At 40.6% G+C, this 23,249-nt stretch carries 21 protein-coding genes; 18 read left to right on the forward strand and 3 right to left on the reverse strand.

Annotated elements, in window-relative coordinates; translation table 11 throughout:
• The first annotated feature begins 7 nt into the window (after positions 1-7).
• The 18 genes from EW142_RS01720 to EW142_RS01805 all read left to right on the forward strand — a co-directional run bounded on the left by EW142_RS01720 (position 8) and on the right by EW142_RS01805 (position 19,782).
• Positions 8-1,243 carry an N-acetylmuramoyl-L-alanine amidase family protein gene (locus EW142_RS01720; RefSeq protein WP_130608773.1) on the forward strand — a complete coding sequence of 412 codons (1,236 nt, stop codon included), beginning with the start codon at positions 8-10 and terminating at the stop codon, positions 1,241-1,243.
• Positions 1,244-1,310: 67 nt separating this feature from the next.
• Positions 1,311-2,273: an MlaD family protein gene (locus EW142_RS01725; protein WP_130608776.1), complete on the forward strand. Its 963-nt coding sequence runs from the start codon at positions 1,311-1,313 to the stop codon at positions 2,271-2,273.
• 6 nt (positions 2,274-2,279) lie between these two features.
• On the forward strand, positions 2,280-3,605 hold the full coding sequence (locus EW142_RS01730; protein ID WP_130608778.1) for a 4Fe-4S dicluster domain-containing protein: 1,326 nt from the start codon (positions 2,280-2,282) through the stop codon (positions 3,603-3,605).
• 9 nt (positions 3,606-3,614) lie between these two features.
• The gene (locus tag EW142_RS01735) at positions 3,615-4,406 is read left to right on the forward strand and encodes a (Fe-S)-binding protein (protein ID WP_130608781.1); all 792 of its coding nucleotides are present in this window, start codon (positions 3,615-3,617) and stop codon (positions 4,404-4,406) included.
• 2 nt (positions 4,407-4,408) lie between these two features.
• Positions 4,409-4,891: an ABC transporter ATPase gene (locus EW142_RS01740; protein ID WP_130608784.1), complete on the forward strand. Its 483-nt coding sequence runs from the start codon at positions 4,409-4,411 to the stop codon at positions 4,889-4,891.
• A 93-nt stretch (positions 4,892-4,984) separates the two neighbouring features.
• Positions 4,985-7,897, forward strand: coding sequence for a glycoside hydrolase family 3 N-terminal domain-containing protein (locus EW142_RS01745; RefSeq protein ID WP_130608787.1), 2,913 nt, complete (start codon positions 4,985-4,987; stop codon positions 7,895-7,897).
• Positions 7,898-7,925: 28 nt separating this feature from the next.
• On the forward strand, positions 7,926-9,068 hold the full coding sequence (bshA, locus tag EW142_RS01750; protein WP_130608790.1) for an N-acetyl-alpha-D-glucosaminyl L-malate synthase BshA: 1,143 nt from the start codon (positions 7,926-7,928) through the stop codon (positions 9,066-9,068).
• 90 nt (positions 9,069-9,158) lie between these two features.
• The gene (locus EW142_RS01755; protein WP_130608793.1) at positions 9,159-9,545 is read left to right on the forward strand and encodes a hypothetical protein; all 387 of its coding nucleotides are present in this window, start codon (positions 9,159-9,161) and stop codon (positions 9,543-9,545) included.
• Positions 9,546-9,669: 124 nt separating this feature from the next.
• The gene (locus EW142_RS01760; protein WP_130608796.1) at positions 9,670-10,848 is read left to right on the forward strand and encodes an OmpA family protein; all 1,179 of its coding nucleotides are present in this window, start codon (positions 9,670-9,672) and stop codon (positions 10,846-10,848) included.
• 34 nt (positions 10,849-10,882) lie between these two features.
• Complete coding sequence (gene cysQ / locus EW142_RS01765) at positions 10,883-11,689, forward strand: 3'(2'),5'-bisphosphate nucleotidase CysQ (RefSeq protein WP_313790895.1); 807 nt, start codon at positions 10,883-10,885, stop codon at positions 11,687-11,689.
• Positions 11,689-12,117 carry a DUF2061 domain-containing protein gene (locus EW142_RS01770; RefSeq protein WP_130608799.1) on the forward strand — a complete coding sequence of 143 codons (429 nt, stop codon included), beginning with the start codon at positions 11,689-11,691 and terminating at the stop codon, positions 12,115-12,117. The genes cysQ and EW142_RS01770 overlap by 1 nt, the downstream gene beginning before the upstream one ends.
• Entirely contained in the window at positions 12,102-12,692 is a 591-nt protein-coding gene (gene cysC / locus EW142_RS01775; RefSeq protein ID WP_130608802.1) for an adenylyl-sulfate kinase, read from the forward strand. Before EW142_RS01770 ends, cysC begins: the two co-directional genes overlap by 16 nt.
• Positions 12,693-12,694: 2 nt before the next feature.
• Positions 12,695-13,600, forward strand: coding sequence for a sulfate adenylyltransferase subunit CysD (cysD, locus tag EW142_RS01780; protein ID WP_130608805.1), 906 nt, complete (start codon positions 12,695-12,697; stop codon positions 13,598-13,600).
• A gap of 11 nt (positions 13,601-13,611) precedes the next feature.
• Positions 13,612-14,865, forward strand: coding sequence for a sulfate adenylyltransferase subunit 1 (locus tag EW142_RS01785; protein ID WP_130608808.1), 1,254 nt, complete (start codon positions 13,612-13,614; stop codon positions 14,863-14,865).
• Between the two features lie 85 nt (positions 14,866-14,950).
• Positions 14,951-16,639, forward strand: a complete 1,689-nt coding sequence (locus EW142_RS01790) for a carbamoyltransferase family protein (protein WP_130608811.1) — start codon at positions 14,951-14,953, stop codon at positions 16,637-16,639.
• A gap of 6 nt (positions 16,640-16,645) precedes the next feature.
• Entirely contained in the window at positions 16,646-17,374 is a 729-nt protein-coding gene (locus tag EW142_RS01795; protein WP_130608813.1) for a class I SAM-dependent methyltransferase, read from the forward strand.
• A 417-nt stretch (positions 17,375-17,791) separates the two neighbouring features.
• Positions 17,792-18,832, forward strand: coding sequence for an MBOAT family O-acyltransferase (locus EW142_RS01800; protein ID WP_313790896.1), 1,041 nt, complete (start codon positions 17,792-17,794; stop codon positions 18,830-18,832).
• A 2-nt stretch (positions 18,833-18,834) separates the two neighbouring features.
• A complete protein-coding gene (locus tag EW142_RS01805) occupies positions 18,835-19,782 on the forward strand; it encodes a hypothetical protein (protein ID WP_130608818.1) in 948 nt (315 codons plus the stop codon).
• A gap of 10 nt (positions 19,783-19,792) precedes the next feature.
• Here EW142_RS01805 and EW142_RS01810 read toward each other — a convergent pair whose 3' ends face one another.
• The 3 genes from EW142_RS01810 to EW142_RS01820 form a co-directional block, all read right to left on the reverse strand.
• Positions 19,793-20,845 carry a lipid II:glycine glycyltransferase FemX gene (locus EW142_RS01810; protein WP_130608821.1) on the reverse strand — a complete coding sequence of 351 codons (1,053 nt, stop codon included), beginning with the start codon at positions 20,843-20,845 and terminating at the stop codon, positions 19,793-19,795.
• Entirely contained in the window at positions 20,842-21,930 is a 1,089-nt protein-coding gene (locus EW142_RS01815; RefSeq protein WP_130608823.1) for a GNAT family N-acetyltransferase, read from the reverse strand. Before EW142_RS01815 ends, EW142_RS01810 begins: the two co-directional genes overlap by 4 nt.
• Positions 21,931-21,992: 62 nt before the next feature.
• Positions 21,993-23,234, reverse strand: coding sequence for a GNAT family N-acetyltransferase (locus tag EW142_RS01820; RefSeq protein WP_130608826.1), 1,242 nt, complete (start codon positions 23,232-23,234; stop codon positions 21,993-21,995).
• Positions 23,235-23,249 lie beyond the last annotated feature (15 nt).

A 23,249-nucleotide genomic window follows, 5' to 3' on the forward strand; every position in this document is an offset into this window, starting at 1 on the left:
TAGTTCTATGAATACATGTCGGTTTGCTTTTTTCTTTGTATTACTTCTAATTCCTCCTCTATCCTCGTTCACCAAGAATAATACCGAACTACTTCAAAAAGATAAATTTGTTGTGGTATTGGACGCAGGTCATGGTGGACACGACCCTGGTAACCTCGGAAATGGGTATCTCGAAAAGAACATCGCACTCCAAATTGTATTGAGTGCAGGCAGGGAACTCGAAAAAGACCCAGATATTAAGGTGGTGTATACAAGAAAGGACGACACATTTGTGGATTTGTTCGTGAGAGGAAAAATTGCGAACGAGGCCAATGCTGACTTATTTGTCTCGGTACACTGCGATTCCCATTCATCGGATGCACATGGTGCGGGCACTTTTGTTTTAGGATTGCATGCCAATCGACAGAACTTTGAAGTGGCCAAAAAAGAGAACTCTGTAATTTACTTGGAAGACAACTACGAAGAAAGATATGCCCAGTACGATATCAATTCTCCCGAATCGGTGATTGGTTTGACCATAATGCAGGAAGAATTTTTACAGCAGAGTATCTATCTCGGTAAGAAGTTGCAAGATAACTTCACCAAAAGTTTGAAAAGGAAAGACCGCAAGGTGGAACAGGCCGGCTTTATTGTTTTGCATCAAACTTTTATGCCCAGTGTTTTGGTGGAAACAGGCTTTTTGACCAACAAAAACGAAGGGGGTTATCTGAATTCCACAAAAGGGCAAAACGAGATGGGAAAGGCTATAGCCAAAGCCATCAAATCGTATAAGGCCGACCTAGGTAGTGGTTTGGAACTGGAAACTCCCAAAGAGAAGGTTGAGGACTCTACTGTGGACCTCAATATTCCCAAGGAGACATCATCCACGAACGAAAAGGTAAGCTCACAAGAAACCAAACCCAAGGAGACCAAGCCCGAGGAAACAAAAGTCGTAGAAAACACTGAGGTTGCATCCAATACAACTGAAAAACAGGAGCCTACGGCCAAAAAAGATGTTATATTCAAGGTACAGCTTATGGCCAGTTCAAGAAACATCAACCTAACTCCAGGTAACTTTCGTGGATTGGACATGCTCTCAAAAGAGCCCTATAAAAATCTTTATCGCTATATGTACGGCAATGCGGAGAGTTATGAGGAAGCCAAGCGCCTTAAAACCAAGGCGGATGCCCAAGGGTACACCACTTCCTATATTGTGGCCTATAAAAGTGGGGAACGGGTTCCCTTGAAGAGCGTAGTCAAATAGCTATTTAAAACCTTGACAACCTTGTAAAAAAAGCCCTAATTTTGTTTGGAACAGTAAACCAAGCCTTTTGAAACTTACCAGGGAAATTAAAGCTGGGATAATTGTATTGACTGGGATATTCGCCTTTATTATAGGATACAATTACCTTAAGTCCTCCTCACTTTTTGAAGATACCAAGACGTTTTATGCGGTATATGACCATGTAGGTGGTCTACAACCCGGCACCCAAGTGACCATTAATGGCTTGGCCGTTGGAAATGTCAATAGCATCCGTTTCAAGGATAGTTCAGGTAAACTTCTGGTAACTTTTTCAATAAATAATGACTTTGAGTTCTCTAAAAATAGTAAAGCCGAATTGTACGACACAGGGATTATTGGAGGTAAGGGGATTCAAATAAATCCTGTTTTTGACCAAGCCCCGTCGGCACAATCCGGCGATACACTTACCAGTGTCACCAAGCCAGGCCTTACAGAACTGGTTCAACAAAAACTCACCCCGCTACAGCTTAAAGTTGAAGGGGCTGTGTCTCACGCGGATTCGTTATTGATGAATGTAAATGCGATTTTGGATGAGCCCACTAAGCTTGAACTTCAAAGAGGGATAGCAGGGCTAAGTGACCTTGTGGCCTCTTTCAAATCCAGTGCTGATAAGTTGAATGTTCTTCTTGAAAATAACAGCGAACAATTGGATAGTTCCATTAAGAATGTGGGTAACATCACGTCAAATTTTTCCAAGCTTTCAGATTCCTTGAGCAATGCTGGCCTAGCTGAAACAGTTTCGAATTTTCAAATCACCGTTGAACGATTGAATTCGGTTTTGGGTAAAATAGAAAAGGGAGAAGGTTCTTTGGGCAAATTGGCGAAAGACGATAAATTGTACAACAACCTTGCAGAAGCTTCTCGCGAGCTCGATTTGTTGTTGCAAGACTTTAGATTAAATCCCAAGCGATATGTGAACGTATCGGTTTTTGGTAAAAAACAGAAAGACTACGAACTTCCCGAAAACGACCCTGCATCCCAAAAACAATAATCCACAATGCAATATATCCCCAACATCGTATTTGCAATAGCCCTTATTTTGGGTATTGGTTACTTCATCCGAAACGTTAAAAAACTATCGCGTAACATAAAATTGGGTAAAGATGTGGATGTTAGTGATAACAAGCCCCAACGATGGACCAATATGGCCAAAATTGCATTAGGACAAACCAAAATGGTGGTTCGGCCCATTGCGGGATTGATGCACATTATTGTTTATGTCGGATTTATCATCATCAATATTGAAGTTCTTGAAATTATATTGGATGGTCTTCTGGGGACCCATCGTATTTTCGCACCCTTGGGAGCAGTTTATGATTTTTTGATAGGCTCATTTGAAATTTTAGCGCTTCTGGTCATTGTGGCTGTGGTAGTTTTTTGGATTCGTAGAAATGCTATCCGCCTGCAGCGATTTATCAAACCAGAAATGGCAGGTTGGCCCAAGAATGATGCAAACCTGATTCTATATATTGAAGTGGTGTTGATGCTTCTTTTCTTGACCATGAATGGGGCGGATTATCAATTGCAGCAACTAGGCGCCGCACATTACGAACAAGCGGGGGCATTCCCAGTTAGCCAGTATATTGCCCAATTGTTTGATGGGCTTACCATTTCGAACCTTATTCTGATTGAACGCACGGCCTGGTGGCTCCATATTTTGGGAATATTGGCATTTTTGAACTATCTCTATTATTCCAAACACTTGCATATTCTTTTGGCTTTCCCCAACACCTACTATGGAAAGTTGAAACCACAGGGTGAATTTGATAATGTGGAAGCTGTGACCAATGAAGTAAAGTTGATGATGGACCCTTCTGCCGACCCCTTTGCTGCTGCTGATGAAAATCAAGCGGATCCAGACAAATTTGGCGCTTCGGATGTTTTGGATTTAAATTGGGTACAATTACTGAATGCCTACACCTGTACGGAATGTGGTCGATGTACTTCGGAATGTCCGGCCAACCAAACCGGAAAATTGCTTTCTCCTAGGAAGATTATGATGGACACCCGTGACAGATTGGAAGAAGTAGGAAAAAATATAGATGCCAACAAGGGAGAATTTGTTCCAGACGGAAAACAATTGCTGGATGACTATATCACCCGGGAGGAACTTTGGGCATGTACGACCTGCAATGCATGCGTTGAGGCATGTCCTGTAAGCATTGACCCTCTCTCCATAATTGTGGAGATGAGACGATTTTTGGTCATGGAGCAATCCGCTGCACCATCCGACCTTAATAATATGATGGGCAATCTGGAGAATAACGGAGCCCCATGGCCCTTTAATCAAATGGACCGATTGAATTGGGCTCAAGAATCTTAATACGAGTGTATGTCAGATAATATGAATGTGCCTACCATGGCGTCCCTTTTTGCGGAAGGAAAACAGCCTGAAGTACTTTTTTGGGTAGGATGTGCCGGAAGTTTTGACGACCGTGCAAAAAAAATCACCAAGGCCTTTGTCAAAATATTGAACAAAGCAGGAGTAAGTTTTGCTGTGCTTGGAACAGAGGAAAGCTGTACCGGTGACCCAGCAAAGCGGGCCGGAAACGAATTTCTTTTCCAAATGCAGGCCATGACCAATATTGAGGTCTTGAACGCATACGAAATTAAAAAAGTGGTCACGGCATGTCCCCATTGTTTCAATACCATAAAAAACGAATATCCGGGCTTAGGAGGAAACTATGAAGTAATCCATCACACTCAATTTTTAAAGCAATTGGTGGATGAGGGTAAGATTTCCATTGAAGGTGGCACCTATAAAGGAAAACGAATTACCTACCATGACCCCTGTTATTTGGGGAGGGCCAACAACGTTTTCGAAGCGCCCCGAGAGCTGATTCAGAAATTGGATGCTGAGCTTGTGGAGATGAAGAACTGTAAAAAACGCGGTCTTTGTTGTGGTGCAGGAGGTGCACAAATGTTCAAAGAGCCTGAAAAGGGAGATAAGGACGTGAATGTTGAACGAACAGAACAAGCTTTGGAGACCCAACCCGAAATTATTGCTGCGGCATGTCCGTTTTGTAATACGATGATGACCGACGGAGTCAAAAACAAAGAAAAAGAAGCTTCAATTGCGGTATTGGATGTTGCCGAGTTGATAGCGAATGCACAAGATTTATAATTATGCTAGTACCTTTCAATACATTACCCGATAGTGCTCGCGTTTGGATATATCAGGCCAATCGGAGTTTTACGGAAGAAGAAATCAAGGAAATCGAACATTATTTGGGAGAGTTCATTACGGGCTGGACGGCACACGGCAGTCAACTTAAGGCAGGTTTTGAAATCAAATATCGACGTTTTATCATCATTGCTTTGGACCAATCCCATGCCGGCGCTTCGGGCTGTTCCATTGATGCATCGGTTCATTTTATTCAAGGCCTCGAAACCAAGTATAAGGTTAATTTGATGGATCGTATGAATGTATCCTTCAAACAAGGAGAATACGTTGCTTACAAACCGTTGAAGGATTTCAAAAAGATGGCCAAGAATAAATCCATCTCCAAGGATACGGTGGTATTCAATAATTTGGTCACCAACAAACAGGAATATTTGGAGCATTGGGAAGTTCCTGCCAGTGAAAGTTGGCATGCCAGATTTATATAATCTTTATCCTTATTTTGTCTTAAATAGCCTTTGTTCTTCGATGAAATGCAATATTTTTATCGGTAATAAGTTTATGACCTATATCGAAGATTTATGAGGATAAACTTTTACTTCCCTCTTTTCTTACTGATGTTTATGAGTATCAATGGACAAAACAGTCCTTTGATTGCCCAAGATTCCCTGGCCCAAATCCAATGGGTAGAATCGCAGTATCAGGCTATGTCCGTTGAAGAAAGAATTGGACAGCTGCTGATGGTCAGTGTGTCTTCCAACCAAGGTCAATCTGCTTTGGATGAGATGGAACGTCTCATTCAAGAACATAAAATTGGAGGGGTGATATTCTCCAAAGGAGGACCGGTAAAGCAAGCACAGCTTACCAATAAATTTCAGTCCGCGTCAAAAATCCCTTTGCTAATTGGAATGGATGCGGAATGGGGACTCGCTATGCGTCTAGACTCTACCTACGCTTTTCCTTGGAATATGACCCTTGGTGCCATTTCCGATAGCTCAGTTATCGAGAAAGTGGGATATCAAATTGGGAAACATGCCAAACGTATTGGAGTGCATATCAATTTTGCACCAGACCTTGATGTAAACAACAATCCCAGAAACCCCATTATTGGCAATCGTTCCTTTGGTGAGTCAGCAGCAAATGTAGCCGTTAAGGGCGCCGCTTTCATAAAAGGAATGCAAAAGGCGGGAGTCTTGGCATCAGGGAAGCACTTCCCGGGACACGGCGATACCGATATGGATTCCCATAAAGCGCTACCTCTAATAGATGTTACTAGAGAACGAATGGATTCCATCGAGCTATTTCCCTTTAGGGAATTGATAAATAAAGGATTAAGCTCCGTTATGGTTGCCCATCTGGAAGTGCCTGAATTGGATATACGCGAAGGACGGCCTTCTTCTCTCTCAAAACCAATCATATCTGGACTCCTCAAGAACGATTTAAACTTCAAAGGACTTGTAATCACGGATGCCCTCAACATGAAAGCAGTATCTGAATTTGGAGAAGATGGGGGAGTGGAGCTGGAAGCGTTTTTAGCTGGAAGTGATGTATTGCTAATGCCCAAAAATGCAGAATTGGCAAAACAAAAATTACTTGAGGCTTATCAATCGGGGATTGTCACAAATACAAGACTTGAAGAGTCTGTGAAAAAGATTCTAATGGCCAAGTACAGGGTGGGCTTACATCGCTATGAACCTGCACAATTGGAAGGTATCATTCAGGATTTGAACAGTATAGACAACAACCTACTTTATGAGGAAGCCATCGAAAACGCTGTAACGGTGGGCAAAAACAATTTTTCCTTAATGCCCATTAAAAATTTGGAAAATAAACGTATCGCCTATGTGAAGTTTGGGGATGCGGATGGCACCTCTTTTTACAAGATGCTTTCCAACTATGCCAAGGTAACTTGGATTGAAGCCAAGGATATTGCAGGGTACAAGAAGCAGTTGGCCAACTACAATGTGGTCATCATTGGGCTTCATAAAAGCGATGAAAGTCCATGGAAGCCCTATAAATTTAGCGAGAATGAACTTTTTTGGTTACAGGAAATTGCAAGACTGCGTACAAGCAATACCATCTTGAGCGTGTTCACAAAACCTTATGCCCTTTTAGATGTAGCCGGCTTTGAAACCATTGATGGTTTGGTGGTTGGATACCAGAACAGCCCAATGGCCCAGGAAAAAGCAGCCCAGGCCATATTTGGCGCCATGGGCACCAAAGGAAAACTGCCGGTATCCATAGGTTCAGAATTCCCTGTCGGTTCTGGAATTGAATTAAAGCCCTTACAACGATTGGGCTACAGCTTACCCGAACGCGTGGGATTGAGTTCCAGGGGACTGGCTACGGTAGACAGTTTAGTGCAGATAGGTCTTGATTCCCTCATGTTTCCGGGTGCACAAGTGCTCATAGCCAAAAAAGGTAAAGTGGTGTACAACAAGAATTTTGGTAAACCCACCTACAGCTCTGAAGAAAATATCACAGGGGAAAATATTTACGATCTGGCTTCCTTAACAAAAATTCTCTCCACCTTGCCCTTGATCATGCGGATGGAGGAAGAAGGCCATATTGCACTTAACCATACTTTTAAAGACCTTATTCCGGAATATGAAGAAACCGAGCTGAAGGATGTGACCGTACTAAAGGCATTATCGCATTATGGTAGATTGCCTGCATGGATTGCTTTCTACATTGATACTTTGACCAAAGAAAGACGCCCCTCACAAGAGTTTTATCGATATCGACCTGTTGACGGATTTACAAAGAAAGTAGCAGATAATTTGTACATCACCGATGCATATCAAGATTCCATTTACAATCGAATAGGACGGCAGGAACTTAAATCCAATAGATATCGCTACAGTGATGTGGCGTATTATGTATTTAAAAAGTACATAGAGGAGTTTTACGATAAGTCTTTGGACAAACTTATTTCTGATTTTTTGTTCACTCCAATGGGACTGCAGCGTACGGCATTTAATCCGCTCAATACGTTTTCGGAAGAAGAAATTGTTCCTACTGAGGAAGATCAATACTTTAGGTATCAAACCGTGCAGGGCTATGTACATGATATGGGGGCCGCCATGCAAGGTGGAGTAGGAGGGCATGCAGGTTTGTTCAGCAATGCGAACGATGTGGCCAAAATTATGCAGATGTATTTACAAGGGGGATCCTATGGAGGTAAGCGGTTTTTCAACGAAAGAACAATCAAAAAGTTCAATACGTGCTATTTCTGCCATAAAGAGGTGCGAAGGGGAGTAGGTTTCGATAAGCCTCAATTGAAGGAAAAGGGACCTACCTGTGGATGTGTTTCATCAAAAAGCTTTGGCCACAGTGGTTTTACAGGAACCTATACCTGGGCAGACCCTGAGGCAGAGATTGTTTATGTGTTTCTTTCCAATAGAACCTACCCTACGGCCAGAAATACCTTATTGGTGAAATCCGCATTGCGTACCAGAATCCAGCAGGCTATTTATGATTCCATTATCAATTAGTACGCAAATATTCCTTTAGATTTGTCTTATGAAGATTGCAATCGTTTGTTATCCAACATTTGGTGGAAGTGGCGTAGTGGCCACAGAGTTGGGCATCGCTTTGGCCGAAAGGGGTCATGAAGTACATTTTGTAACCTATAAGCAACCTGTTCGGCTTGAATTGTTGAGCAACAACATTCATTTCCACGAGGTCCATGTCCCAGAATATCCTCTTTTTCATTATCAACCCTATGAGTTGGCGCTTTCCAGTAAACTGGTGGATACCGTTAAACTCTATGGAATTGAACTGTTGCATGTGCATTATGCCATTCCACATGCCTACGCTGGGTATATGGCAAAGAAAATGCTACAGGAAGAGAACATTTATGTGCCCATGATCACCACTTTGCACGGTACAGATATCACTTTGGTGGGCAAGCACCCCTATTACAAGCCAGCAGTGACCTTTAGTATCAATAAATCTGATGTGGTCACCTCGGTTTCAGAGAACTTGAAACAAAGTACGTTGCGCATTTTTGATATCCACAAAGACATCGAGGTCATTCCCAATTTCATAGATTCAAAGAAATACAGTCAAGAGTATACGGATTGCCAACGCTCCTTGATGGCCAATGATGACGAACGAATTGTGACCCATATTAGTAATTTCAGAAAGGTAAAGCACATTCCAGATGTGATCAACGTGTTCCATCGAATTCAAAAGGAAATGCCAGCCAAATTGATCATGGTCGGTGAAGGCCCCGAAAAGGAAGGCGCAGAACGATTATGTGACCATTTGGGAATAGCAGATAAGGTCGTGTTTTTGGGAAACAGCAATGAAATTGATCGTATTCTTTGCTTCTCCGATTTGTTCCTTTTGCCTTCAAAATCTGAGAGTTTTGGACTTGCTGCCCTCGAGGCGATGATTAATAGGGTTCCCGTAATATCCAGCAATACAGGGGGTATTCCAGAGGTTAACATCCAAGGTGTTTCTGGATTTTTAGCGGATGTAGGGGATGTGGATGAAATGTCGAAAAAGGCGATTTACATTTTAAGCGATGATGCTATTCTTGAGAAATTCAAACAGAATGCTCACGAAGTAGCCTCCAAGTTTGATATTTTGAATATCTTACCCTTGTATGAAGAGGTTTATGAAAAGGCCTACAGGTCAAGATATAAAAACAGTTATTAGTCTTTCCTTATGAAAACGGGTTGGAACATATGTACTTTTTTGATTTTTTGCTGTTTGGTTTCATGCAAGGCCCAAAAAGAAGCAAATAACATGGAAGCCGAACAACAGAGCGAAATCACCTTGGTTGACCATGATGGATTCAGTGGTTTTTTCGAATATGAAACCATGGTGGTTAGGGATTCAAAAAGCCTGGCCAAGTTTTATGCCCAAGTGAATAAAACAAGAAAACCGGGATTGCCCGTACCCCAGATAGATTTCTCCAAAGAAACGGTAATAATTGTGTGCTCTGGTGAACAAAAGGGGGAAATGGAGACTAAGCTCATGTATAAAGAAGAAACTGATAATGAATTGGTTATCAATGTAGAAATGCAGAAGCCCGAAAAAGGGAGCGCAACAGGTAACTCGGTGGTTTCCTATCCCTTTTACCTTTATAAAATTCCTCATACCTCGAAGTCCGTCGTCATCCAAAGACCTTAATTTCTTACATTTCCCACTTCAAAATTTGACTGCTTGTCGAATTTTGTGACACTTCAAGGTACAAACTCAATCTTTTTTGAAGGTTGCCCCTAATTTTGTCTTTAGTAACCTCAAATCTTAACCAATGAAAAAGGTTTTACACTTTGCAATTGTGCTTTTTTTTGCAGTTTCTTTTACTGGTAATGCCCAAGATTTGGAATTAACGGCCAAAGATACTATCGTGAAAAGTTCATGGATGGTTTCCCTAGGGATAAATGTTGTGGATGACTCAGGAGATGAGTTTGGAAACCTCTTGGATATTGAAGATGGATGGAACATGGTTCCTTTTCCTTCGAGAATAAGTGTGGGCCGGTATTTCAAAAATGGGGTTGGACTAGAAGCGATTGGTACGTACAACCGCTATAAGGAGGGAAAAGTGATTGATAATGAAATAAACACAGAGGATATCGATTACTTCGGCATTGACTTTAGAGTGAGTTATGATCTCAATCAAATTTTGGGAGAAACTGGTTTCTTTGATCCTTATGTTGGTATCGGCGCAGGATACACCGATGCGAACAATGAAGGTAGAGGAACGTACAATGCAGTTGTAGGATTCAGGACTTGGTTTTCCGATCACTGGGGATTGGATTTTAACTCCACTGGAAAATGGGCCATGAGCACGGAAAACGCAACCAACCATATTCAGCATGCCGTTGGTGTGGTGTATCAGTTTGATATTGAAAAAGGACTGTCTCAAAAAGGTGAGGAAAAGCTTGCATTATGGCAAGAATTGGAAAAAGAACAACAGCGTGTACAAGATTCCATAGCTGCCAAACAAAGAGCTGATGAAGAAGCTCGCTTGCTCGCAGAGCGTTTGGAAAAAGAAAAAGAAGCAGCGCGATTGGCGGAAGCGGAGAAAAACAAAAAAGAAAGTGAGCAATCTCGACGAACCTCCATCGAAAATGAGCTAAATGCCCTTGGGAATGTATACTTTGCTCTAAATTCTTCATATCTGACAACGCGGGACAAGGAACTTCTTGATAAATTGGTCGTGATTTTGGAGACCACACCAAGTTTAGAGCTTGAAATTTCTTCGCATACCGATTCCAGAGGAACCGATAAGTATAATCAATGGCTTTCCGAAAGACGGGCAAAGCGAACCGTAGATTATATAGTGGATAAAGGGATAGCTTCCGATAGGGTAGAACCTAGTGCATTTGGTGAAACCCGATTGGTCAATGAATGTGGAGATGGAATCTCTTGTGAAGAGGAGAAACATCAAAAAAATAGAAGATCTGAGTTTGTGATTAGTCAATACTAGACGCGAACCACGAATTTTTGGAAAAATCAATACATTGATAAACCCTACCGAACTACTCGAGACCGCTATTACCGCAGCTATTGAGGCTGGACAGGCCATAATGTCGATTTATGAAAACAGTGCTGTCGACTTAACTTTAAAGGACGACAACTCTCCTCTTACCAATGCGGATTTAGCCTCTAATTCGATTATCATGGGTTACTTAAAGAAGACGGGTATCCCTATCATTAGCGAGGAAAACAAAAAAATTGAGTATTCCGTCCGAAGGGATTGGAAGACGGTTTGGCTGGTTGACCCACTGGATGGAACAAAGGAGTTCATTAAAAGAAACGGAGAGTTTACAGTGAACATCGCACTAGTTGTGGATGGAGTCCCAACGATGGGCGTGATTTATGTGCCGGTAAGCAAGGAACTATTCTTTTCAGAGAATAAGGGAGAAAAAGCCTTTAAAACTGTAGTGGGCCCAAATTTTAAATTCAACAAGGAGTTTTTGAAGGATCAATACCGCATAACACCCAATGTTGAAGTCAAAAAGGCAATAAAGGTAGTTGGAAGTAGGTCACACATGAATCCTGAAACGGAAAACTTTGTTTCCCATCTACAAAAGGAACATAATGAGGTCGAAATAGTTTCGAAAGGAAGCTCCTTGAAGTTCTGCATAGTTGCAGAGGGCAAAGCTGATATTTATCCGAGATTTGCCCCAACAATGGAATGGGATACTGCGGCCGGGCATGCAATATGCAACGCTGCTGGACTTACAGTTACCTCAAAGGGTACGGAAGAAGAACTTCGTTACAACAAAGAAAATTTACTTAACAATCATTTTATTGTGAAGAAGTAATGGAAGCAGTTTCTTATAAACGACATCTTGCTAAGACCATTACTTGGAGGGTTATTGGAACCTTGGATACTATAGTTCTATCGTGGTTGATTACTGGAAACCCACTTATGGGCTTTCAAATAGGAACTTCAGAATTAATCACAAAGATGGTTTTGTACTATGTGCATGAGCGAGTCTGGCTGCACGTTCAAGTTGTCAATAGTAAGCGTAGGCATTTGCTGAAAACCATCACGTGGAGATGTATTGGAACCCTGGATACGGTGGTGATATCCTGGATAATATCTGGTGACCCCTTTATTGGATTTAAAATAGGAGCTGTAGAAATTATAACAAAGATGGCTTTATATTACTTGCACGAACGTGCATGGTATCGCATTAATTTTGGGCTAGACAGAAGACAAAGAGCAAAAAAGTGGAAAAGAACATAATAACATACCAATACAAAGTAAGTGTTGAGGAAAGGAGGAAGTCCAACGGACATAACTCATTCCTTATCTTCTTTACAGGTCTTTCTGGTTCAGGAAAATCGACCATAGCCAATGCCTTGGAGCAAAAATTATTTGAACTTGGGATAAAAACCTATGTTTTGGATGGGGACAATGTTCGTAGGGGTATTAATAAAAACCTATCTTTCAGTCCAGAGGACCGTTCAGAAAATAACAGAAGAATCGGGGAGATTGCCAAGCTGTTTGTGGATGCAGGAGTGGTTGTACTTGCGGCCTTTGTGGCTCCGTATGCCAAGGATAGAAAACATATACAGCAAACGGTCGGGGAAGAGAACTATGTTGAGGTGTTTGTAAATGCCAGTTTGGAAGAATGCGAAAAAAGGGATGTGAAAGGATTGTATAGGAAAGCCCGAAAAGGAGAAATAAAAAATATGACCGGAATATCAGCGCCCTACGAAGCTCCCATTGAACCCGATGTGGAGGTAACACATCTAAACGCTTTGGAAGAATGCGTTGAGATCATTTTTAAGAAAATCAAACCAAAACTTCAGAGGTGACCATGAGTAAATATTATTTAGATTATTTGGAAGAACTGGAATCTGAGGCAGTTTATGTACTGAGAGAGGTTTGGGCACAGTTCCAAAATCCGGTGATATTGTTCTCCGGAGGAAAAGATTCAATCGTAGTTACCCATTTGGCCCAAAAGGCCTTCCATCCCAGCAAAATCCCTTTCGCATTATTGCATGTAGATACGGGACATAATTTTCCGGAAACCATAAAATTCAGGAATGATTTGGTCCAGTCCTTGGGTGTTAGACTATTGGTGGGTTCAGTTCAGGAATCCATTGATACCGGAAGGGTATCTGAAGAAAAAGGTAAAAATGCCACTAGGAACGCACTTCAAATTACCACATTACTCGATGCCATCGAAGAAAATAAAATTGACTGCGCCATAGGTGGGGGAAGAAGAGACGAGGAAAAGGCAAGGGCCAAGGAAAGGTTTTTTTCGCATAGGGATGATTTTGGACAATGGGACCCAAAAAATCAACGTCCGGAATTGTGGAATCTTTTCAATGGGAAGCATTTTGAAGGAGAACATTTTCGAGTATTCCCTATTAGCAATTGGACTGAAATGGATGTCTGGAATTATATCAAAAGAGAGAACATACAAATACCCTCATTGTATTTTGCCCATGAACGCGAAGTGGTTTGGAGGAACGACTCTTGGATTCCAAACTCGGAATTTCTACAATTGGATGATAGGGAAGAAATCGTTCAAAAGAAAATACGGTTTAGGACCCTAGGCGACATAACCATTACCGGAGGTATTGAATCCAATGCCGATACCTTAGAGAAAATAGTTGATGAAGTTGCTGCAATGCGGCATACGGAACGGGGTAACCGCAGTGATGATAAAAGGTCTGAAACTGCTATGGAAGACAGAAAAAAACAAGGATACTTTTAAGCTTAAGAACAATGGTGGATAACAATCAGTTATTACGATTTACAACTGCTGGCAGTGTGGATGATGGTAAAAGTACACTTATAGGACGCTTGCTGTATGACTCCAAATCAATTTTTGAAGACCAGTTGGAGGCTATTGAAAACACGAGTAGAAAAAAAGGTCATGAAGGCGTTGATTTAGCCTTATTTACCGATGGTTTGAGAGATGAAAGGGAGCAGGGCATTACCATAGATGTAGCCTACAGGTATTTTACGACTCCCAAAAGAAAATTTATAATTGCCGATACTCCAGGGCACATTCAATACACCCGTAACATGGTCACTGGAGCCTCCACTGCCAATGCGGCCATTATCTTGGTAGATGCCCGGCACGGGGTAATCGAGCAGACGAAAAGGCATGCTTTTATAGCATCATTGCTTCAAATTCCGCACATCATTGTTTGTATCAATAAGATGGACCTAGTTGATTTTGATGAATCGGTTTATCATAAAATCACCGCTCAGTTCGAGGAGTTTTCATCCAAACTTTTGGTAAAGGATATTCGATTTATTCCGATAAGTGCATTGCTAGGGGATAATGTGGTGAACCGTTCAGAGAACATGGGGTGGTATCAAGGAGCTCCGTTATTACACACTTTGGAAACACTGCACATTAGTAGCGATTTGAATAAAGTGGACGCTCGTTTTCCAGTTCAAACTGTTTTACGACCCCAAAGCGAAACTTTCAGGGATTATCGGGGCTATGCCGGAAGGGTTTCAAGCGGGATTTTTCGAGTTGGGGATGAAGTTACGGTGATGCCCTCTGGGTTCACTTCTACAATTAAATCTTTGGATACCATTTCCGGTCCTTTGGATGAGGTCATTGCTCCCATGTCAATTTCAATGACTCTGGAAGATGATATCGATGTGGCAAGGGGGGATATGATTGTTCGCTCCAATAATAAGCCCGAGGCGAAACAAGATTTGGAAGTAATGCTCTGTTGGTTGAACGATAGCCCAGCTTCGCCCAGAACCAAATTCACGGTAAAACATACCTCCAATGAACAAAAGGCAATGATAAAGGAGGTGATATATAAAATAGATATCAATACACTTCGCAGGCGCACCGATGATGTAGAATTGGGGATGAACGACATATGCAAGGTAAAACTAAGGACCACCAAACCCCTTATGGTCGATTCGTATCGCGAAAATAGAGTTACGGGAAGTATCATCTTAATAGACGATAGAACAAACGAAACCGTGGCGGCAGGGATGGTCGTTTAGCCTAAGCCTAACCATTATTTAAAGAAAGAATTTCAGAAAACAATCAAACACAACTTCAACCAATACCAGACTAAAAAATAAATTCATGACAATTTTAGGGTTAAATTATTACTTCCATGACTCTACGGCCTGTATTCTTGTGGATGGACAACTTGTAGCGGCCATAGAGGAAGAACGGTTGAATAGGGACAAACATACCCGAGTATTTCCACAAATGGCGGTTGACCGCTGTTTGAAGATAGCCGGGTTGACCTATTCTGATATTGATCATATAGCAGTATCGATTAAACCTACACATAATCTTGGAAAAAAAATGGGGCATTGTGTAACCCATTTGAAGACCTTGAAACCTTTTATTAACCATGAGTTTGTTCATGCGTATAACAAACAGAAAGGATTTTGGAACTGGTACAAGTACCACTACAATAGCAAGAAAGAGGGTCCTGAGGTACACTTTATTCCACACCACTTTAGTCATGCCCCTGGGTCGTTTTTCGTTTCTCCGTATAAGGAAGCGGCATTGTTGGGAATTGATGGTTCTGGGGAATGGGCAACCACTTGGTTGGGTTATGGTAAGGATAACGAGGTAAAATGCCTAGGGGAATCCTTTTTCCCCCATTCATTGGGATCATTCTATGAATCCATTACCCAGTTTTGTGGTTTTCGAACAAGTTATGATGAAGGAAAGACGATGGGCTTGGCCCCTATGGGTGACCCAGAAGTGTTTAAGGACGAAGTGGGAAAAATGGTCCGCGTGGACGAAAAAGGAAGTTTGCACTTTGATTTGAGTTACTTCAATTTTCAAAACATGAGTTGGAGGAGACTTTCACCAAAATTCTATAAAACATTTGGTAAGGGCCGAAAGCACGGGGAGGATTTTGAAAAACATCACATGGATTTGGCCGCGGCTTTTCAGAGGGTCTTGGAAGATAGAGTATTGGAAATCTGTGATATCCTGCACAAAAAAACAAAGGCAGATTATCTTGTGATATCCGGAGGAGTTTCCTTGAATAGTGTAATGAATGGTCGCATAGTGCGCGAAAGCGCCTTTAAGGATGTATACGTTATGCCCGCAGCAGGGGATAATGGAACCGCTATAGGAGCGGCATATTACCTATATAACGGACTGTTCAAAAAAGAGCGCAATTTTGTTCATGTAGACCCCTATGTCGGGACCAGCTACACCAATGAGGAGATAGAAAAAGTCCTGAAGGGCGCAAAATTGGATTATGAATATCATGAAGATATTTGCGAAAAGGCGGCATCACTTCTTGAAAAAGGGAAAATTATTGGATGGTTTCAAGGAAAAATGGAAATCGGTCCCAGAGCTTTGGGCAGCAGAAGTATATTGGCCAATCCGGCCTTTCCCGATATGAAGGACAAAATCAATGCCGAAGTAAAGTTTAGAGAGGCTTATCGTCCTTTTGCCCCATCGGCAATTGTTGAGGCCAAAGATGACTTTTTTGATTTAGAGGTTGAAGCACCATTTATGTTAAAGGTTTGCAATGTACTACCAGAAAAACAAAGTGTAATTCCTGCAGTGACCCATGTTGATGGCAGTGCTCGACTGCAAACCGTAAGAAAAGAACTTCATCCAAGATATTATGAGGTCATTGAAAAATTGGGTAAGAAAACAGAGGTTCCGGTAGTTTTGAACACAAGTTTCAATATTCAGGGAGAACCTGTTGTAGAATCGCCTAAAGATGCCATAAGATGCTATTTTTCCACAGGACTGGATGCTTTGGTCATCGGAAATTATGTGTTAGTGAAGTAAGTGAATATGGAAAGTTTTTTCTCAGAAGATTATGAGGCCCACACAATCCACAATTGGATTGATAGGGCCAATGTTAATAGTACTGAGAGGGAACTAATTGATAAAGTATTAAAAAACAAGGATTCCATTGCCATGGAAGCCGGAACAGGTTCGGGAGTGATTGCCTTCTATCTCGAGTCTTTGGGAGTAAAGGAAGTTCATGCTTTTGATATCATCGAGGCCATGGTAACCAAAGCTAGAAACTCTGCCAAGGAACGAAATTCAAAAGTGAACTTTGAGCAAGCCAATGCCATTGCACTTACCTGTTACGCGGACTCCAAGTTTAACTACCTTTTTTATCTTCAGCAAGTGTTGAGCATGGTACCGTACAAAGAACTTCCCAGTGCGTTAAAAGAAGGTCTTCGGGTGGGGTCCGATGATGCAACCTATGTGTTCAGCTTTATGGACTTCAGCTCAAGATGGTATAATGGCCTTTTACTTTTTTTAAGAGGTATTGCACTTTTGCTGCAAGGAGTTAAACCTAAATATCGTGGAATTCCAGAACTGGTCGTCGATGGAAAGTATAATTTTAAATTTTTTGGTAAAAATCAGTTCTGTATTCAGTGGTATCGATTAAGGGAAATTGAGGCCCTTGTCAAAAAAATGGGGTATCAGGTGCTAGAGTCCTATAGTGGTGGACAAATATATTCGAATAGCCAGCAAAACCTATTCTTGATTTGTAAAAAGAAGGTCTAATACTACATCGCCATGTTATTCAATAGTTTGGATTTCTTCATCTTTCTGCCTATTGTCTACATCTGCTATTGGGCTTTTTTACGTAAGACAGGCCAGAGAAATGTACTATTGGTCATATCTAGCTATATCTTTTATGGTTGGTGGGATTACCGGTTTTTATCCTTGATATTGATTTCTACGCTCATAGATTTTTTTGTTGGGCAAGCTGTGTATAATTCCAACTCCGTTTCTAAAAAACGCCTATTCGTATCTATCAGTGTTTGTCTAAATCTTGGGATTTTAGGTTTTTTCAAATACTTCAACTTTTTTGTTGACTCCTTTTTGGATTCGATTCGCTTTTTTGGCATACAAATGGAACCGTCATGGACATTGAACGTAATACTCCCGGTGGGGATATCTTTTTACACTTTTCAGACATTGTCCTATACTCTTGATATCTATCGTGGAAAATTACAACCAACCCATAATTTCATTTCGTTTGCGGCTTTTGTTGCCTTTTTTCCACAATTGGTGGCTGGACCGATTGAAAGAGCTTCCAATTTACTCCCGCAGATTTCCAGAACCCGGGTGTTTCGGTATAACCAGCAGGTCGAGGGGTTACGTTTGATGTTATGGGGATTATTTAAAAAAGTAGCAATTGCTGATTCTTTGGCTCCTATTGTGGATGATATTTTTCTTAATCATGCAGCATATCCTTCATCGACTTTATTGCTTGGTGCTATTTTCTTTGGGTTTCAGATTTACGGCGACTTTTCTGGCTATAGTGATATTGCCATCGGAACCGCAAAACTGTTTGGCATTGAGTTAATGTCCAACTTTAAGTTCCCCTATTTTTCTAGGGATATTGCCGAATTTTGGCGAAGGTGGCACATATCTTTATCTACTTGGTTTCGCGATTATCTCTATATCCCATTAGGAGGGTCTAGGGTTAAAAAAATATTGACCATTCGAAATGTTTTTATAATATTTTTGGTGAGTGGTCTATGGCATGGGGCCAACTGGACCTTTGTCGTTTGGGGCCTTCTACATGCCGTATTGTTTCTGCCGCTTTTTTTCCTAAAATCGAATAGACGTTATTTGGACACACCCAATGTTCTTAATTCGGTACATACGTTTTTTTCTGAAGTGCCCCGCATCTTATGGACCTTTGCGATGGTAACTTTCGGTTGGATATTTTTCAGGAGCGAATCCTTGGGGGAAGCGGTTCACTATTTCCAAGGGATGTTTGATTTTTCTTGGGATTCCTACCTTCATCCGAGGGGATACCGTATGATTGATTATTTTATTCTCCTTATTTGCTTTGTCCTTTTTGAATACTTTATTCGAAAAGATGAGCGAAATCCACTTGGATTTTCGCATAGATCAATACGTTGGGCTAGTTACTGCCTCTTGATGTTTTTAATCATACTGTTCTACGATGATGGTGTGGACCGATCATTTATTTATTTTCAATTTTGATTATGGCAAAGTTTATCGCACGTTGTATTTTTTTTGGATTTGTATTCTTCCTCTGCTTTGAACTTTTGGTGCGTGCTTTCCATTTACACAATCAGAGGCCCATAAGATATTTGGATGAACAAGATGTGGAGAAATGGGTGCCACATCAGGAGGGGTATTCCGTTGTGGGCAATCGAAGGCAGAATGTGGGTCACTATAGAATCAATTCTTTCGGATTTAATTCAGTTTACGATAGTTATAGACCTAAAGAGTCAGAGAAATCGGTGGCTTTGATAGGTGATTCTTTTATAGAAGGATTTCATCAAGATTTTGACAACTCCTTAGGTCAAAAAATTGAAGGGAAACTCAAGAGTAATTCTAAAGTATTTGAGTTTGGTTATGCAGGCTATGATTTTGCCGATCAATTGCATCTGATTCACTCATATTCGGTACTTTTCGACGATATGGACCAAGTATTGATCTATATGCGTTTTATTGATGACCTTGAGCGGTCTGAATACGAGGTAAGCAGCAGATTGTCGTTAGATACACCGATAAGCAGACTGGCCAAACATTTTAAATCTATTGTTTATTTAAAGGATATCGGGCTATTGGACCCCGTAACCCACGCTATCTCCAAATTGGGCAATTTACGGGCAAAAAACAGGGTGTCAGATTCTACCGAAGAGACCGAAAGCGACATTACTTTTGCTAGAATCCAAAATTTCAAGGATTTGGTAGACTTTTATGACTATGATAAAAGTAAGAATGTGCTTTTGGTGGATTATAGGCTTTGTCCTTCCGAATTTTTGGATTTTTTGAAAGAAAACGAATTCAAAACCATAGACTTTGGAGAATCCTTGGCCCGGTCGAAAAGCCCCACTGACCTAATCTATGACCAACACTGGAATGATCACGGTCGGGAATTGATTGCCAAGGAAATTGCAAATTACCTTAATAACTTTGACTAGGGGTTTTACCTTAATCTGCGACAGGTTCATACCTATACAAGGGAAAAAATGCGGTTTCCGTTGTACCATCTTGTTTTAATTTTGCCTGTGACAGTTCGTCGTATTTTTTTGGATTTACAATCAATTTCCAAACCTTAAAGTCCTTAAAGTCTTTGGAAAAAGAAGACTTGAACATTAAAAGGGAATCATTTTGGCTGCCGAGTCCTCCACCAAGATTAAAATAGGTATACCCCTCTTCAGTTCCCTTAATCCGCATGGTATCGATCAAAAGGCGTACAGGTGTTATATCGAGATAATCGGTTAAGGTCCCAGAGATATGATATTGAATGATATTGTTGGTTTTGACCATCATGGCGGCAGAAATAATCTCCCCGGTCTCTTTCAATTCAGCAAAGAGAACATCCGTATCTAATTCGGGGCTCTCAATAAAGTTGAAAAAGTAATCCTCACTGAAATAATAGCTTTTATCCGCATTTACCCTGTCCATGTTTTCATAATAGAGCTCTTTGAATTTTAGGATATCCTCTTTAGTCTTACTTATTTTGACGGTACAGAGTTTTCGAACCTTATTAAGGTGCCTCTTGGTGCTCTTGGAAAATAAGGTCCTTTGCTCATCCAAATCTTTGGTGAGATCTATGTTTACAATAGAGCCTAAAACCTCAATGTCGCCCAATTTTTCGAGTATTGCCTCTTGATTTGGTATGTATGGGTTTAATCTGGAGAAGACACTGATGATGTTGTTCTTTTCAAAAAACCCTTTCAGGTGTACTATAAAGTCATCAACAATTTCCCTAGAAATATCCTCTGAGCTGCACAATGGTCCGGGATAGCCATAAACTGATGTGGCATCAAAGAGATTGGCCTCCCCTGGAATTGATCGTATCAACAAGGGCAGATGTATAAAACTCGTTTGGTTTTCATAGGCCAAAAGAATTGCATTTTCATCAGGTTGCTTTGATAAACGATGGTAATCAAACGTATGATAAAAGTCGTAGTGCTCGTGCTTTTTTAGAGCATTGTTCCACTCTTCTCTGGTCGAGATTGGTGCCAAGGTAGATTTCATGCGGGTATAGGTTCTCTGTATTTAGGGAAAAATCCGGTTAATTGGGGGTTTGTGTTTCCACTGTTTACATGTTTTGGATTTCTGTCCGCCACTATGGCATCATAAATCCCAGGCAAAACAATTTTTCTTCCTGTATAAAAAACTACATCCTCTTGCTTCGGAAAGAAAGATTTCTTGTATTGGTACAGACTGTCTTTGTCGCTTCGGCCACCACCTAAAACATAATTTTCCATTCCATTTTGTACGGCCCATTTCATAACGTTTATTTTCAGAAAATCATTGGGTCTGGTATGAAAATAATCAGATCGTGTACCCCCAAGGAAGGAATAGAGCGTCTGTCCATAAATGAGAACCAGTTCTGTGGAAATGGCAACATCATCCTTATAAACTAAAGCAAGAAGACACTTTTCAGGATTTTTATTGATAAAATTTTCAAAATATCCGATTTCGAAAAAATAATTATCCTTCGCTTGATTCCGCTTCATGGTCGATGTGTAGATTGAGTAGAAAATTTCAATCTGATCTTTTGTAATATTCTGGTGATACAGTTTAAAGTCCAAGTCATTGTTCACAGCTCTGCGATAATTGTTTCGCACTTTGGGTTTGAAACTTGTCCACATAACATCCTCATTTTGGATGGTTCCCGACACATTGTTGAGTGTATGGACCAATTGGCCATTGTAGCCTCTGTAGTTTCCGTTTAGGGAAAATCGTATAAACTCAGAAATAACATTGTTGTTTACATACCAATCATCCAATTTCTTCCAAAAGTCTTCAAGGTTTGATTCGGTAACACACTGTTTAAGAGCAGGACCCGCATATCCATAGGGAGAAACCACATCAAAATATGCAATACTATCCCGTTTCTCCACAGGTCTTAAAAAAAGTGGCATAAGTATTTTAGGTTCCCCAAACTCAAAATATATGCAGGCATAGGGTATTTTTTGATGTCCCGCATCATTCGTAATTAGCTCTGGCCTGAGAAATGGATTTTGGAAGTCTATACCGTCAAGCAATTGGGTATACAATTTCAAGGAATCCTCTTCCTGTAGATTCAAAATTTTCAGTTCTGTGTTTTGATCCATATTATTTGAAGTATTATGGGGAGAACTCTCTTAATTTATAGAATTGAAGGGAACTAAATGATTTAATAGGTTAAACTTAATTGTTTTTTCGTTCCAATGATGTGAAATTTATTGTCTTGAATCACCTTGTACACGGAGACCTCATTAAAATGTTCTTGGGTTGAATAAATAAAGTCAACCAAAATTCTTTTGATCTCCAGATATTGCGGTTCGTTAATATCTATTTTTTGACCATCTGACGGAAGCGCAACATCAACATTCTCTATTTTGGATAGGCCAATAGCCCCACCCTTCTTTTTTTTCGAAACCCTTAGTTGAAACCTTATTTTATGGTATAAATCATTGAACCCACGATCTCGTAATGATTGTAGAAACCTAAATTTTATACTTTTTTGGAGTCTCATCATCTTGCAAGACAATGATGACTTATCATAATAGATGTGGTGTTCATGTTGATAAATTTCATCGGTCCAATTTTTTTTGTACCCATATTCCCCTTTGCCCATGTCGAATTTCTCGCAACCGCGCTCCATGCAATATTCAATAGTCTTAATTAGGCCGATGGTGCCCAATCCAAACTTAGCGTAATCGCTATCATAAACTGGGGTGATTGCATGTGATATTTTGTCAAAGTGATAGGTTAATCGAATAGATATTGGTTCTTCTTTGTTATAAACAACGTCCAATGTAGCATTTCCTCCTTTAAGGAGCGAGAAGGTCAATTCGCGGTTGAATTTCCAAGTTTCTGGTCTTAAGCTTTCATAGTATTCACCTTTGCGATCAAATTTCTTCTTTAGCAGTAGATAGAAAGTTGAAAAAATAAGATCAAAAGTTTTCTCATCAATTTCCTGCCCATGGCTGTAGTAAGAAATATCAAAACACTTTTCAAGTCTCGCTTTTCTACTACGAAAACTTTTCAGGGATTTTTTAGACAACTTTTCAGCAAGGTAGTCGTCAACACTAATAAACCGGTGTAGATTGCAAATAAACCCCTTGTACTCCTTTATAACGTCATGACCCAATTTTTTGCCAAAATCGCTTTTCACAGGATTTATTTCGTTGTAACTGGGAACATTGTAAAGAATGAACACTTTGCCCAATAGATCTTTTTGTTTGTCAAGATTCAATTGATAGTGTAGAGCAGGGGATAGGGTACCACCTATTACCTGAAAAATACTACTTCCTTTTCCACCGACGAAGGTTATATTTGGAAACAAGCCAAACTCGAATAGATTTTGCCCTTCTCCCAAAAACCTTTTGTAGGTCTCTTTGAATGCATTGGAAGTTATCAATTGGTCTTTCATTTGAAACGTAATACT

This window comes from Flagellimonas allohymeniacidonis (assembly GCF_004296335.1).
Taxonomy (GTDB): Bacteria; Bacteroidota; Bacteroidia; order Flavobacteriales; family Flavobacteriaceae; genus Flagellimonas; species Flagellimonas allohymeniacidonis.